Origin of the sequence: Streptomyces sp. Q6, from assembly GCF_036967205.1 — a bacterium.
GTDB classification, from domain to species: domain Bacteria; phylum Actinomycetota; class Actinomycetes; order Streptomycetales; family Streptomycetaceae; genus Streptomyces; species Streptomyces citrinus.
In genome coordinates this window covers 438939-452824 of the sequence record NZ_CP146022.1, presented here as the reverse complement: position 1 = coordinate 452824, position 13886 = coordinate 438939, and the positions used below count along the sequence as shown (strand labels likewise).

The 13886-nt window shown below is 74.4% G+C and carries 13 protein-coding genes and 1 pseudogene; 11 read left to right on the top strand and 3 right to left on the bottom strand.

The genetic code is table 11. From position 1 onward, the window contains the following. Positions 1-162: 162 nt before the first annotated feature. Together V2W30_RS02290 and V2W30_RS02285 are read right to left on the bottom strand one after the other, a co-directional pair. Positions 163-1527 carry an MFS transporter gene (locus V2W30_RS02290; RefSeq protein WP_338693186.1) on the bottom strand — a complete coding sequence of 455 codons (1365 nt, stop codon included), beginning with the start codon at positions 1525-1527 and terminating at the stop codon, positions 163-165. Between the two features lie 130 nt (positions 1528-1657). Then, positions 1658-2365: a TetR/AcrR family transcriptional regulator gene (locus tag V2W30_RS02285; protein WP_338693184.1), complete on the bottom strand. Its 708-nt coding sequence runs from the start codon at positions 2363-2365 to the stop codon at positions 1658-1660. A gap of 173 nt (positions 2366-2538) precedes the next feature. On the opposite strand from V2W30_RS02285, the pseudogene V2W30_RS02280 reads away from it, so the two are divergent. From V2W30_RS02280 to V2W30_RS02260, 5 genes and pseudogenes are all read left to right on the top strand, one after another. Next, positions 2539-3440 (top strand): annotated as a pseudogene (locus V2W30_RS02280) (shikimate dehydrogenase). A 44-nt stretch (positions 3441-3484) separates the two neighbouring features. Then, positions 3485-5269 (top strand): bifunctional sugar phosphate isomerase/epimerase/4-hydroxyphenylpyruvate dioxygenase family protein, encoded by a 1785-nt coding sequence (locus tag V2W30_RS02275; protein WP_338693182.1) that lies wholly within the window; start codon positions 3485-3487, stop codon positions 5267-5269. Between the two features lie 46 nt (positions 5270-5315). Further along, positions 5316-6524: a glutaminase A gene (glsA, locus tag V2W30_RS02270; RefSeq protein WP_338693180.1), complete on the top strand. Its 1209-nt coding sequence runs from the start codon at positions 5316-5318 to the stop codon at positions 6522-6524. After that, positions 6428-7057, top strand: a complete 630-nt coding sequence (locus V2W30_RS02265) for an STAS domain-containing protein (RefSeq protein ID WP_338693178.1) — start codon at positions 6428-6430, stop codon at positions 7055-7057. Before glsA ends, V2W30_RS02265 begins: the two co-directional genes overlap by 97 nt. Beyond that, positions 7042-7164: a hypothetical protein gene (locus tag V2W30_RS02260; RefSeq protein ID WP_338693176.1), complete on the top strand. Its 123-nt coding sequence runs from the start codon at positions 7042-7044 to the stop codon at positions 7162-7164. The genes V2W30_RS02265 and V2W30_RS02260 overlap by 16 nt, the downstream gene beginning before the upstream one ends. Before the next feature lie 27 nt (positions 7165-7191). On the opposite strand, the gene V2W30_RS02255 is transcribed toward V2W30_RS02260, so the two are convergent. After that, positions 7192-7911, bottom strand: a complete 720-nt coding sequence (locus tag V2W30_RS02255) for a GntR family transcriptional regulator (RefSeq protein ID WP_338693174.1) — start codon at positions 7909-7911, stop codon at positions 7192-7194. Between the two features lie 169 nt (positions 7912-8080). Here V2W30_RS02255 and V2W30_RS02250 point away from each other — a divergent pair, with 169 nt between their 5' ends. The 6 genes from V2W30_RS02250 (at position 8081) to V2W30_RS02225 (ending at position 13870) form a co-directional block, all read left to right on the top strand. Beyond that, a complete protein-coding gene (locus tag V2W30_RS02250; RefSeq protein WP_338693172.1) occupies positions 8081-9106 on the top strand; it encodes a BMP family ABC transporter substrate-binding protein in 1026 nt (341 codons plus the stop codon). Further along, entirely contained in the window at positions 9103-9783 is a 681-nt protein-coding gene (locus tag V2W30_RS02245) for an ATP-binding cassette domain-containing protein (RefSeq protein ID WP_338693170.1), read from the top strand. The genes V2W30_RS02250 and V2W30_RS02245 overlap by 4 nt, the downstream gene beginning before the upstream one ends. Beyond that, positions 9783-10673 carry an ATP-binding cassette domain-containing protein gene (locus tag V2W30_RS02240; RefSeq protein ID WP_338693169.1) on the top strand — a complete coding sequence of 297 codons (891 nt, stop codon included), beginning with the start codon at positions 9783-9785 and terminating at the stop codon, positions 10671-10673. Before V2W30_RS02245 ends, V2W30_RS02240 begins: the two co-directional genes overlap by 1 nt. A gap of 205 nt (positions 10674-10878) precedes the next feature. After that, complete coding sequence (locus V2W30_RS02235; RefSeq protein ID WP_338693167.1) at positions 10879-11907, top strand: ABC transporter permease; 1029 nt, start codon at positions 10879-10881, stop codon at positions 11905-11907. Next, entirely contained in the window at positions 11904-12830 is a 927-nt protein-coding gene (locus tag V2W30_RS02230; protein ID WP_338693165.1) for an ABC transporter permease, read from the top strand. Before V2W30_RS02235 ends, V2W30_RS02230 begins: the two co-directional genes overlap by 4 nt. A 44-nt stretch (positions 12831-12874) precedes the next feature. Beyond that, the gene (locus V2W30_RS02225) at positions 12875-13870 is read left to right on the top strand and encodes an ornithine cyclodeaminase family protein (protein ID WP_338693164.1); all 996 of its coding nucleotides are present in this window, start codon (positions 12875-12877) and stop codon (positions 13868-13870) included. Positions 13871-13886 lie beyond the last annotated feature (16 nt).

The following is a 13886-nucleotide window of genomic DNA, read 5'->3' as shown; positions in this document are numbered from 1 at the left end:
CGCCCGGCAAGGGAACCTGCGGGTGCGCGTCCTCGGCCCGGGTGGCGAGAACGCGGCGCCCGGCAGGACCGGCGCCGCGGGTCCCTGTCCGACGCAGCCGCGCGGGGCGGGCCGTCGGGCCCGCCCCGCGGCAGCCGGAACATCCACCGGGATCCGACGGGATCAGACCGCGGCCCGCCGGGCGTCCTCGACGCGGGCGGCGGTCGCCGGCTCCGGCTCGCCGAGCCGCTCGGTCGGCACCCGGTGCGTCTCCCGCGCCGTGAGCCCGGCGATCACCGGCGGTACGCACAGCGCCGCCGTGAACAGCGCCACCGCGAACCAGTCGGCGCCGTCGGGACCCGCGATCTGCGCCGCGAACGTCACCGCGAACCCGGCGACCGCGAAACCGATCTGCGTGCCGATCGCCATGCCCGACAGACGCACCCGGGTCGGGAACATCTCGCCGTAGAACGACGGCCAGACCGCGTTGGCCGCGCTGTACACGACACCGAAGGCGAGGATGCCGAACGTGAACGTCAGCGCGTACGAGCCGGTCGAGATCGCCCAGAGGTAACCGAACATCATCAGCGCGCTGCCCACGGCGCCCGTCAGGTAGACGGGGCGGCGGCCGATCCGGTCGGCGAGCCGGGCCCACAGGGGGATCGCGCCGAGCGCCACCAGGTTGGCGAGCGCGCCCACCCACAGCATGGCCGAGCGGTCCATGCCGACCGTGTCGCTCGTCGCGTACGACAGCGCCCACACGGTGAAGATCGTGGAGACGGACGCGACGAGCGCGCCCGCGATCACCCGGAGCACGTCCGACCAGTGGTCACGCAGGAGCACCACGAGCGGCAGCCGGGCCACACCGCCGGACGCCGCGGTCTGACGGGAGAACTCCGGCGTCTCGTGCAGCGTGCGGCGGATGACGTAGCCGACGACGGCGACGACCACGCTCAGCCAGAACGGGATCCGCCAGCCCCACGACAGGAGTTGGTCCTCCGGCAGCGCGGCGATCGGCAGGAACACCAGCGTCGCGAGGAGCTGCCCGGCCTGCGTGCCGCTGAGGGTGAAGCTGGTGAAGTAGGCGCGGCGGCTCGGTGGTGCGTGCTCCAGGGTCATCGAGCCCGCACTCGCCTGTTCGCCGGCCGCCGAGATGCCCTGGAGCACCCGGCACAGCACCAGGAGGACCGGCGCGAGGCCGCCGACCTGGTCACGGGTGGGCAGACAGCCGATGAGGAACGTCGACAGGCCCATCAGGATCAGGGTGAACACCATGATCTTGCGGCGGCCGAGCCGGTCGCCGACGTGGCCGAGGAAGAGCGCGCCGACCGGCCGGGCCGCGTAGGCGACACCGAACGTGGCGAGGGAGAGCAGCGTGGCGTTCGCCGGATCGGACTCGTCGAAGAACACCTTGGGGAAGACGAGCGCGGCGGCGCTGCCGTAGATGAAGAAGTCGTAGTACTCGAGGGCACTGCCGATCCAGGCGGCGAGGGCCGCTTTGCGCGGCTGGCCCTGCGGGGCGCGGGGCGGTGCGGCGGGGGCGGACACACGGGCTCCTTCGGGGACGGAAGGACGGCAAAGGGGGGAAGAGCGGAGGCGTGGGGCGCGTCCGGCTAATTAACCCACTGGATAGTTAGTAGCGGGTGGCTACGGATGTTGCGCCGGTGTTTCCCGCCTGTCAAGAGGTCGTACCGAAGGGGATGCCGCCCCCGGCCGCGCGCGAACCGGCCGGTCGGGTCGTCGTCAGATAGGCGATGACCATGTCGCCGAGCATGGTGCGGTAGTGCTCGCGCCGGTCCCGCGCCGTCAGGTCGCGGCCGAACAGGGCGCCGAAGGTGTGCCGGTTGGAGACCCGGAAGAAGCAGAACGAGCTGATCATCGCGTGCAGGTCCACGGCGTCCACCTCGGCGGTGAACGTGCCGTCGGCGCGGCCCGCCTCCAGGATCCGCCGGATCACGTCGATCGCGGGCGAGTTGAGGGAGCTGAGGGTCTCCGACGCGGCGATGTGCTCCGCGTCGTGGATGTTCTCGATGCTCACGAGCCGGATGAAGTCCGGGTGGGCCTCGTGGTGGTCGAAGGTCAGCTCCGCGAGGCGGCGGATCGCGGACACCGGGTCGAGGTGCTCGACGTCGAGGTCGCCCTCCGCGTGCCGGATCACCGCGTACGAGCGCTCCAGGACGGCGGTGAACAGCTGCTCCTTGCCGCCGAAGTAGTAGTAGATCATCCGCTTCGTGGTGCGGGTGCGGGCGGCGATCTCGTCGACGCGGGCCCCCGTGTACCCGGCGCGGGCGAACTCCTCCGTGGCGACCTTGAGGATCTCGGCTTTGGTGCGGGCGGCGTCGCGGATGCGGCCCTCGCGTCGCGCCGGCTCTTCGACAGTGGTCATCTGGATCCTTCGGGCGGGCGGACGGCTGGCCTGTGCAGGCGATTGTAGAAGCAGCGTTCCCGGCGGACCGTGCGGCGGCTCTTCCCCTGAGGCGCCCGGCTTTGATATGAGTAACGAACCAGTTCGTACATTAGCCGGGCGTTGAGATCCCGATCCCGGCCAGGAGGTCCCACGTGCCCCACAAGGACTCGTATCTCGTCGGTCTGATCGGAGCGGGAATCGGCCCCTCGCTCACCCCCGCCCTCCACGAGCGGGAGGCTGACCGCCAGGGTCTGCGCCACCTGTACCGCCTGCTCGACATCGACGCGCTCGGCGTCCGGCCCGACGCGGTGGGCGAGCTGCTGCGCGCCGCACGTGACGTGGGCTTCGACGGACTGAACATCACCCACCCGTGCAAGCAGCTCGTCATCGAGCACCTCGACGCGCTCTCCCCGCAGGCCGAGGCGCTCGGCGCCGTGAACACCGTCGTCATCGCCGACGGCCGCGCCACCGGCCACAACACGGACGTCACCGGGTTCGCCGCCTCCTTCGCGCGCGGCCTGCCCGACGCCGCGATGGAACGGGTCGTGCAGCTCGGCGCCGGGGAGCGGGCGCCGCCGTCGCCCACGCCGTCCTCACCCTCGGCGCGGGCCGGATCACCCTCGTCGACCCCGCCCCCGAGCGCGCCGCGGCCCTCGCCGACTCCCTCGACCGGCACTTCGGCGCGGGCCGTGCCGTACCCGCCGCGCCGGAGTCCCTCGCCGCCGCGCTCGCCGACGCCGACGGCATCGTCCACGCCACCCCGACCGGCATGGCCGCCCACCCCGGCCTCCCGCTCCCCGCCGGCCTGCTGCACCCGGGGCTGTGGGTCGCCGAGATCGTGTACCGGCCGCTGGAGACCGAACTCGTACGGACCGCCCGCGCCCTCGGCTGCGCCGTCCTCGACGGCGGGGGCATGGCGGTCTTCCAGGCCGTCGACGCGTTCCGCCTCTTCACCGGCCGCGAGCCCGACGCCGCCCGGATGCTCGACCACTTCACCGAACTCACCTCCGCGAGCGAGGAGCGGAACCGGTCGGCGGCGGCAGCCGGCCGCTGACCGCGACCGCCGCCCCCTCGCCACCACCCCGGAAGGAACCCGTCGTGCGCACCTCCATCGCCACCGTCTCGCTCAGCGGATCACTCACCGAGAAGCTCACCGCCGCCGCCCGCGCCGGCTTCGACGGCGTCGAGATCTTCGAGAACGACCTGCTCGCCAGCCCCCTCACCCCCGAGCAGATCCGCGACCTCTGCGCCGACCTCGGCCTGAGCATCGACCTCTACCAGCCGATGCGCGACATGGAGGCCGTCCCCGACGACGTCTTCGCCCGCAACCTGCGCCGCGCCGAGCACAAGTTCCGGCTCATGCGCCGGCTCGGCGCCGACACCGTCCTCGTCTGCTCCAGCGTCTCCCCGCTCGCCGTCGACGACGACGCCCTGGCCGCCCGCCAGCTGCGCCGACTCGCCGAACTCGCCGACGGGTCCGGGATCCGGGTCGCCTACGAGGCGCTCGCCTGGGGCCGCCACGTGAACACCTACGACCACGCCGCCCGGATCGTCGAGGCCGCCGACCACCCGGCGCTCGGCACCTGCCTCGACAGCTTCCACATCCTGGCGCGCGGCAGCGACCCCAAGGGCATCGAGGACATCCCCACCGAGAAGATCTTCTTCCTCCAGCTCGCCGACGCCCCGCTGCTCGCCATGGACGTCCTCCAGTGGTCCCGCCACTACCGCTGCTTCCCCGGGCAGGGCGCTCTGGACGTCGCCGGGCTGCTGCGGCACGTCCTGAACGCCGGATACACGGGGCCGCTGTCCCTGGAAGTGTTCAACGACGTGTTCCGGCAGGCCGAGGCCGGACCCGCGGCCGTCGACGCGCTGCGTTCCCTGATCACCCTCCAGGAGGCCGTCGGCGTCGGCGAGCTGCCCGCACCCGTCGTCCCCACCGGGATCGCCTTCGCCGAACTGGTCACCCCCGACGTCGAACCCGCCGCGGCCCTGCTGCACGCGCTCGGCTTCACCCGCACCGGACGCCACCGCGGCAAACCCGTCGACCTGTGGGAGCAGGGCCAGGCCCGCGTGCTGCTCAACACCGGGCCCGCCGCCCGCCGCGACGGGACCGTCCTCGCCGCCGTCGGCCTGGAGACCCCGGACCCGGTCCGCGCCGCGCGCCGCGCCGAGGCCCTGCTCGCCCCGGTGCTGCCGCGCCGCCGCGCCACCGGAGACGTCCTGCTCGACGCCGTCGCCGCTCCCGACGGCACCGAACTCTTCTTCTGCGCCACCGGAAGGCCCGGACTCCCCGACTGGAAGGGCGACTTCGCGCCCACCGGCGAACAGGCCGTCGACAGCGACGTCCGGGGCGTCGACCATCTCGCCCTCACCCAGCCCTGGCACCAGTTCGACGAGGCCGTCCTCTTCCACCGCGGCGTCCTCGGCCTCGACGTCCAGGAGAGCGTCGACGTCGCCGACCCGTACGGACTCCTGCGCAGCCGGGCGGTCTCCACCCCCGACGGCGCCGTCCGCATCGCCCTCGGGGTCGGGCCCGCCCCCGGCGACGACCACGAGCGGGCCCAGCACATCGCCCTCGCCACCGACGACGTCGTCGCGGCCGCACGCCGCTTCCGCGCCGCCGGCGGACAGCTCCTCGCCGTGCCGGGCAACTACTACGACGACCTCGCCGCCCGCTTCACGTTCGGCCCCGGCGAACTGGAGATGTACCAGGAGCTCGGCATCCTCTACGACCGTGACGCCCACGGCGCCTTCCGGCACTGCTACACCCGCACCCTCGGCCGCGTCTTCTTCGAACTGGTCCAGCGCGACGACGGCTACCGGGGATACGGCGCCCAGAACGCCCCCGTACGCCTCGCGGCGCAGCACGCACCGGCGGGGTGACGGCTCCCGGTACGCGGGGACGCCTGGCATGGGTTTGGATGGGCGGGTGCGAGACGATCAGCGGAACCCGAGACATGACGAGGGCCCGGCGTGCGAGCGCGGTCCGGTACCGGCCGGTGACCCGCTGACCGGGCTCCTCGACCGGGTGCGCGCGGACCTGCGCGACCTCGACGACGGCGAGCCTGCCTCCTACATCCCGGAGCTGGGCCGCGCCGACCCGACCCTGTTCGGCCTGAGTCTGTGCACGCTCGACGGCCAGGTCTACGGCAGCGGGGACACGGCGGTGCCCTTCACCGCGCAGTCCGTGTCGAAGCCGTTCGTGTTCGCGCTCGCCCTCGCCGACCAGGGCGTCGAGGACGTCCTGGCCCGGGTCGGCGCCGAGCCGAGCGGCGAGGCGTTCAACTCGATCCGGCTCGAACCCGGCACCGGACGCCCGCCCAACCCGATGGTCAACGCCGGTGCCATCGTGACCAGTTCACTGGTCGCGGGAACCACCCCCGACGAACGGTTCGCCCGCATCCTCGACGGGCTCGGCGCCTTCGCGGGCCGGCCCCTCGCCGTCGACGAGGCCGTCTACGCCTCCGAACGCGCCACCGGCGACCGCAACCGCGCCCTCGCCTACCTCATGCACAACGCGGGCTCCCTCACCGGCGACGTCGAGGAACAGCTCGCCGTCTACTTCCGCCAGTGCTCCGTCCTCGTGACCTGCGACGACCTCGCTGTCATGCACGCCACGCTGGCCGGCGGCGGCGTCAACCCGGTCACCGGCGAACGGGTCGTGGCCCCGCGCCACGCCCAGCACGTCCTCGCCGTCATGGCGACCTGCGGGATGTACGACGCCTCGGGCCAGTGGATGCTGCGCGTCGGCATGCCCGCCAAGAGCGGCGTGTCCGGCGCGATCGGTGTCGCGCTGCCCGGCCAGTTCGGGATCGGCGTGTTCAGCCCGCCGCTGGAGGAGAAGGGCAACAGCGTGCGCGGCATCGCCGCCTGCCATCTCCTGTCCGACCAGTTCGGGCTGCACCTGATGCGGGCCACCGCCCCCGAGCGCCGCCCGCTGCCGCCGCGCTCCCTGCACCCGTCGCCACTGCGCTCCTGCGCCACCGCCCGCGCGCCCAGCGCGCCGCGCTCGACGCGCACCCGGACCGCATCCGCGTCCACGTGCTCCAGGGCGACCTCGACTTCGCCACCGCCGAACAGACCCTGCGCGCCGCCCGCGAACTGGCCGCCGCCGTCGGCTGGTTCGTGCTCGACCTGACCCGGGTCGGCCGCATCGAACCCGTCGCGGCCGACCTGGTGCGCGCCCTCGGCGAGGATCTGCGCGGGCGCGGGGTGCGGATGGTGCTCGCCGATCCGGACGAGCGGCAGGCGATGAGCCGCACCAGCGACGAGTTCCCCGACCTCGGCAGAGCCCTGGAGAGCTGCGAGGACGCGCTCCTCGTCGGCCTCGGGCTCGATCCCGAGGCGCCCGTGCCGCTCGCCGACTGCGATCTGTTCGGCCGCGCCGACGCCCGGCTGCGCGCCGCCCTCGCCGAGGCCTTCGACACCCGGCACCTTGCCGCGGGGAGGCCGTCGAGACCCCGCGCACACCGCGGCCCGAGGTGCTGGAACGGATCGTGCTCTGGTACGTCGAGTCCGGCCGCCTCGCCGTCCGCGCCGACGCGCCGGGCGCCGTCGTGGTGCGCCGCACCTGGTCCGCGGGCCCCGGCGCGGCCCTCACCCCGGCCGACTTCCCGCCGCGCTTCGCCCGCCAGGTCGTCGCCGAGCGGGACACGGTGTGCCGCACCCTGACCGCCGCGGGTCTGGCCCGGCTGCGCGCCGAGGTCCCGGCGGCGGTGGCGTTCCTGGAGCGGGCGCCGCTGGAGGGCGCGGAAACGGTGGACCGGCCCGGCGGCTGAGGGCGGGCGGGGAGGCGACGACGGGCCCTACGAACCGCGGCGCCGCCTGCGGGCCGCGACCTCCTGCGGATCGATCTCCGGATGCGACCAGCGGGCGGCCAGGGCCAGGGACTCGGCGCGCCCGTCGGTGACATGCGCGTGCGCCACGGCGGCGGCACGGTCCGCGTCACCGGCCGAGATCGCCGCGTACAGCTCCTCGTGCTCGGCGCACTGCCGGGCCGGGTCGCGCTGGGCGGTGAGCCGGAACAGCCAGTGCGTCCGCGCTTCGAGGGGCCGCATCATGCTCGTCAGGAGCGGGTTCGCGGCCAGCTCCACGATGTCCGTGTGGAAGCCCGCGTTGGCGGCGGCGATCGCGGCGCGGTCCTCCGCGCGGGTCGCCGCGCGCGCGGCCTCCAGACGGTCCGCGAGACGGGCGAGCCCGTCCGCGTCCGACCGCTCCGCCGCGAGCCGCGCCGCCAGGGACTCCAGGGACTCCCTGACGTCGAAGAGGTCGCGGACGTCGGCCGGGGTGAACGGCGCGACCAGCGCGCCCCGGTGCGGCACGAGCAGCACCAGGCCCTCCGCCTCCAGCCGGCGCAGCGCCTCGCGCAGCGGAATGCGGGAGACCTCCAGCTCGGCCGCGAGGTCCCGCTCCACCAGCCGCTGCCCCGGCTGGAGTTGGGCCTCCAGGATGCGCCGCCGCAGCGTGTCGTACGCACGGTCGCGCAGCGAACCGCGCCCCGTGCCCGCCGGGCCTGCCACTGTCACCAAGGGTTTCCTCCGCTCCATCGCGGTTTCCACAGTATGCGGACCGAGGACGGGGCACCGCACTGCTAACCGGCCGCTAACAAGCGGGAAACACCGGGCTCCCAGACTGAGGACGCGTAACGGTATACCACTAACGGGCTCGCGGGCCCCTCCCTCTGGAGGCACCTCAGTGGCACACATTCCTGCACGGCGTACGGGCGCGGCGCTCGCCGGTGGCGCACTGGTCCTGCTCGCCGGATCGCTCACCGGCTGCGGCGGCGAGTCGGCGGCGAACAGCGGCGACTCGGGCTCCGGCTCCGGCGAGCTCACGGTCGGCGTCCTGTTCCCCGGTTCGCTCTCCGACGACGGCTTCATGGAGTCGGCGTACCGCGGCTACCAGCGGGCCGCGAAGGAACACCGGGGAAAGGTCGCCTTCAGCAAGGTCGAACAGGTCCAGGCCGCCGACTACGAACAGGCCCTGGTCCGCTTCGCCACCACGTCCGACCTGGTCATCTCGCTCGGCGGGCAGACCGACGCGGACGTGCGCAAGGTTGCCGCCCGCTTCCCGAAGGTCAAGTTCGCCGAGGTCGGCGGCCCCGCCGACGGCAAGCCCACCGCCAACCTCGCCCTCTACGACCCGCAACAGGCCCAGGCCGCCTACCTGTCGGGCGCCGCCGCCGCGCTGCTGTCCAAGAAGAACACCGTCGGCTTCATCGGCGGCGCGGAACTCCCCGCCATCGTGAACGCCGCCAAGGAGTTCGAGCGCGGCGCGCGGCAGGCGAAGCCCGGCGTGAAGGTCCTCGCCCCGAGCTACGTCGGCGACTTCAACGACGCGGCGAAGTCCAAGCAGTCCGCGCTCGCCGACTTCGGCGCGGGCGCCGACGTCCTCGGCCAGATCCTCAACCTCGGCCACAAGGGTCTCGCCCAGGCCGCGACCGGCCGCGGCAGCCTGCTCATCGGCGGACCCATCGCCCACCCCTGCGGCAGCGAGAAGGCGTACGCCGGATACGTGGAGACCGACATCGGCGCCGAACTCGAATACGCCACCGACCAGCTGGTGCAGGGGAAGTGGAAGGCCGAGGCCGTCCACTTCGGCCTCACCTTCGAGGATCCGCAGAACAACCTCGTGCTCTGCGACGGCGCCGCCCCGGCCGTCGTCGAGAAGCTCGACGACATCAAGGCCCGGCTGGCGTCCGGGAAGATCACCACCCGATGACCGCGCCCGCTCTCGCGGCGTCCGAACTCGCCAAGTCCTACGGCGGACTGCGAGCCCTGGACGGCGTCGACCTCGTCGTCGAGGCCGGCACGGTGCACTGCGTCCTGGGCGAGAACGGCGCCGGCAAGTCGACCCTGTGCCACGCCATCGGCGGCTCGCTCACCCCCGACGCGGGCACGCTGCGCCTGTACGGCGAGGCGTACGCGCCGCGCCGCCCGGCCGACGCGCTGGCCGCCGGGGTGGCGATGGTGCACCAGCACTTCAGCCTCGTCGCCACCCTCACCGTCGGCGAGAACCTGCGGCTGCTGCGTCTGCCCGACCTCGCGCGGCGTATCGCGCGGGTCCGCGACACGTACGGGCTCCACCTCGAACTCGACGCGGTGGTAGGGGAGTTGCCGGTCGGGGTGCGCCAGCGTGTGGAGATCGTCAAGGCGCTGCTGCGCGAGCCGCGGCTGCTCGTCCTCGACGAACCCACCGGCGTGCTCGGCCCGGCCGAGACCGACGCGCTGCTCGCGACGTGCCGGCGCATCGCCGACGCGGGCCGCGCCGTCGTCCTCGTCACGCACAAGCTCGGCGAGGCCGTCCGCGCCGGAGACGCGGCGACCGTGCTGCGCGGCGGCCGCGTCGCGGGCGGTGGCCCCTCGCCGAGCTGCCCGCCGAACGCCTGGTGCCGCTGATGATCGGCCGCCCGGTGCGGGAGATCGACGCCGCACTGGCGGGGGCCGTGGGCCTCGCGGCCGCGGAACCGGCCTCGCGGACCCCGGAACCGCGCGAGCGCCCCGCGGTGAACGCACTGCGCCTGAGCGGGATCACCGTGCGCAGGCCGGACGGCACCCACGCCCTCGACGACGTCGAACTCGCCGTCGGCGCAGGGGAGATCGTCGGTGTGGCCGGCGTCGAGGGGAACGGGCAGAGCGAGCTGATGGCCGTGCTCGGCGGTGCCCTCGCGCCGGGGCGCGGCCGGATCGAGCTGGACGGCCGGGACGTGACCGCGGCCGGGCCCGCCGCACGCACTCGGGCCGGGCTCGGCGTCGTCCCCGAGGACCGGCACCACGAAGGCTGTGTACCGGCGCTGTCCGTCGCCGAGAACCTGCACCTCGGGCGGTTGGCGGAGTTCCGGCGCCTCGGCGTGCTCCTGGACCGCCCGGCCCTGGCCCACGCCACCGCCACGGTCCTCGACGACCACGGCATACGCGCCGCGGGCCCAGCCGCACCGATGGCCTCCCTGTCCGGCGGCAACCAGCAGAAGGTCGTCCTGGCACGGGAGTTGGCGCTCGATCCGCTGGTCTGCCTGGCCGCCGCGCAACCCACGCGCGGCCTGGACATCGGCGCCGTCGACGCGGTCCACACCCGTATCCGCGAAGCCGCCGCCCGCGGCGCCGGTGTCCTGCTGCTCTCCGCCGAACTCGACGAGCTCCTCGCCCTGTCCGACCGCGTGGTCGTCGCCTACCGGGGCCGCCTGCTCGGCCCGGTCGACCCGCGCGAGTCAGGGGCCCGCGAGCGGATCGGCGAACTGATGGTGGGCGCGGACGCCTCGGCGCAGTCACCGCCGCCGACCGGCGGCTGAGCGGTACCGCAGCCCGCTCGCCTCGTCAGCCCCCTCACACCCGGCGCGCGCCGCGCCGCCTCACCCACCCCGCCTCACCCGCCCCGAGGACCTCATGCCCGTACCGGCCACCACGACGTCACCGTCACCACCCTCACCACCGTCACTCGCCCCACGCCCGTCCCCCTCACGTCGCACGGCGCTGCGGACGCTGCCCCGCCATCCCGTGTCCGTCGCCGCGTTCGCCGCGGTGCTCGCCATCGGCGTCGGGATCCTGCTCGTCGTCGCGGCCGGCGCCGACCCGGCGACCGCCTGGCGGGCGCTCGCCGAGGGGATGTTCGGCTCGCCGTACTCCGTCGGCAGCTCCCTCGACTCCGCCGCCGTCCTGGCCCTGATCGCCACCGGATTCACCGTCGCCCACCGGGCGGGGCTCGTGAACGTCGGCGGCGAAGGGCAGTTGTGCGCCGGGGGAGTCGCCGCGGCCGCCACCGGGCTCGCCCTGCCCGACGCCGTGCCCGGTGTGCTGGGCGTCCCCGTCGTGCTCGTCGCCGGGTTCCTCGCGGGCGGCCTGTGGGCCGGCATCGCCGCCTGGCTCAAGGCGCGGCGCGGAACCAGCGAGGTCATCACGACGCTGCTCCTGAACTTCGTCGGCACCGGACTCGTCGCCGTCGCCGTCCACGAAGAGGCCCTGCTGCGCCAGCCCGTGACGTCCGCGGAGACCCTGCCGCAGTCCGCGCCGCTGCCCGCCGGAGCCCAACTCCCCCTGATCGGCGGCCCGGAGTCACCCGCGACGGCCGTCGTCGTGATCGCCGCCGTCGTGGTCGTGGCGACCGGCATCGCGCTGAAGCACACCGCCGTCGGCGTCCGGCTCGCCGCCGTCGGACACACCCCGGCGGCCGCCGCCCGCCTGGGCCTGCCCGTCCGGCGCCTCGAAGGCGGCGGCCTCGCCTTCGCGGGCGGCCTCGCCGGGGTCGCGGGCGCCGCGCTCGTCGCCACCGCGCCCTATGTGCTGGCCGAGCACTTCTCCTCCGGCTACGGGTTCTCCGGTCTCGTCGTCGGACTGCTCGCCCGCGGCTCGCTGACCGCCGTCGCCGCCGCCTCGCTCCTGTTCGGCTTCCTCACCAGCGGCGGCATCAACCTCCAACTCGCCGCCCAGGTCCCCGCGTCGACCGTCCAGATCGTGCAGAGCGTGCTCGTCCTGTTCATCGCCGCCGCCATGCTGTTCACCGCACGCCGTACGAGGAGCACCCCATGAGCGCCGTCGTCGACGAACTCGCCTCCGGCGGCGTACGGATGGCGCTGCCCCTGCTGCTCGCCTCGTCCGGCGAGCTCCTCAGCGAACGCGCGGGCGTCCTCAACCTCTCCGTCGAAGGCATGATGCTCACCGGCGCGTTCGCGGGCGCCGCCGGAGCCCACGCCGGCGGCAGCGCGGGCGTGGGCGTGCTGACCGCCCTCGCCGCCGGGCTGCTCTTCGCCGCGCTCCAGGCCCTGCTCAGCGTCACCCTGCGCGCCGACCAGATCGTCACCGGCATCACCGCCAACGCCCTCGCCCTGGGCGCGACGACATACGGCTCCCGGCTGCTGTTCGGCGACGGCGCGGGCGACACGGCGCTGCCCGGCTTCGACCCGCTGCCCGTACCCGGGCTGCACAGCATCCCCGTCCTCGGCCCCGCCCTCTTCGAGCAGAGCGCGCTCGGCTACGCGGGCTTCGCCGTCGCGGCCGTCCTCGCCCTCGCGCTGAGCCGCCGTACGACATGGGGGCTCGCCCTCGACGCCGTGGGCGAGGACGCCGTCACCGCCGACCGCTGCGGGCTGCCCGTGCGGTCCGTCCGGTACGCGGCCGTGCTGCTCACCGGCGCCACCTCTGCTCTCGCCGGCGCCCACCTCGCCCTCTCCGAGGTGCACGCGTTCAGCGACAACATCACCGGCGGGATGGGCTATCTCGCCGTCGTCGCCGTGATCGCGGGCCGCTGGCGGGCCTGGCCGACCCTCCTCGCCTGCCTCGTCTTCGGCCTCGCGCAGGCGCTCCAGTTCGCGGCGCCCGCTCTCGGCCTGCACCTGTCGGCGCCGCTCCTGACCACCCTCCCGTACGTCTTCGCGCTCCTCGCGGTGAGCGGTCTGGTGGGCCGCAGCCGCGCCCCGTCCGGACTCACCGTCCCGTTCGTACGCGGCGGTTGACCACCGCCGCGCCCCATCGACCCGCACTCGGGAGAACCCGCACGATGACCCTGATCCTCACCCGCTCCACCCTGCGCACCCTGCTCGCCGACGCGACCGAGGACGTCGCCGACGCCGTGGCACGCGCCCACCGCGACCTCGCCCTGGGACGGGCCGTGCTGCCCGCACCACCGGTCATGGCCGTGCCCGACTCCGACGGGGCGTTCCTCGCCATGGCCGCGGCCAGCGCCCCCGACGGGCTCGCCACGGTGAAGCTCCTCGCCGACCTGCCCGGCAACCGGGCCCGCGGCCTGCCCGCCCAGCGCTCCACCGTCCTCGTCGCCGACACCGACACCGGGGCCTGCCTCGCCCTCCTCGACGGCGCCGAGATCACCCGCGTCCGCACGGCCGCCGCGACCGCCGTCGCCACCCGCGCGCTCGCCCGACCCGACGCGGCGACCCTCGGCCTCGTCGGCACCGGCCCGCTGGCCCGTGCGCACGCCCGCGCGCTGCTGCCCGGCGGCCCGTACGAGCAGGTCGTCCTGTGGGGCCGCACCCCGGAGCACGCGCAGGCCCTCGCCACCTGGATCGGCGCCGAACTCGGCGTCCCCGCGAAGGTGCTGCCCGACCCGCGCGCCGTCACCGAGGCCGCCGACGTCCTGTGCACCCTCACCCCGTCCCGCGCACCGCTCGTGCGCGGCGCCTGGCTCAGCCCCGGCCAGCACCTCAACGCCGTCGGCGCCCCACCCCGCCCCGACCACCGGGAACTCGACACCGAGGCCGTCGTCCGCTCCACCGTCGTCGTCGACGCCTACGACACGGCCCGCGCCAAGTCCGGCGACGTTCTCCTGCCGTTCGCCGAAGGCGCCCTGCGCGAGGACGACTTCCGTCGCGAACTCGGCGACGTCCTGACCGGCAGAGCCCCCGGCCGCACCTCCCGCGACGAGATCACCCTGTTCAACTCCGTCGGCGTCGGACTCCAGGACCTGGCGGTCGCCCGGCTGCTGATCGACCTGGCGCGGCAGCGAGGCGTGGGCACGGAGGTGGATCTCACCGGGTGAGTTCCGGGGGCCGGCC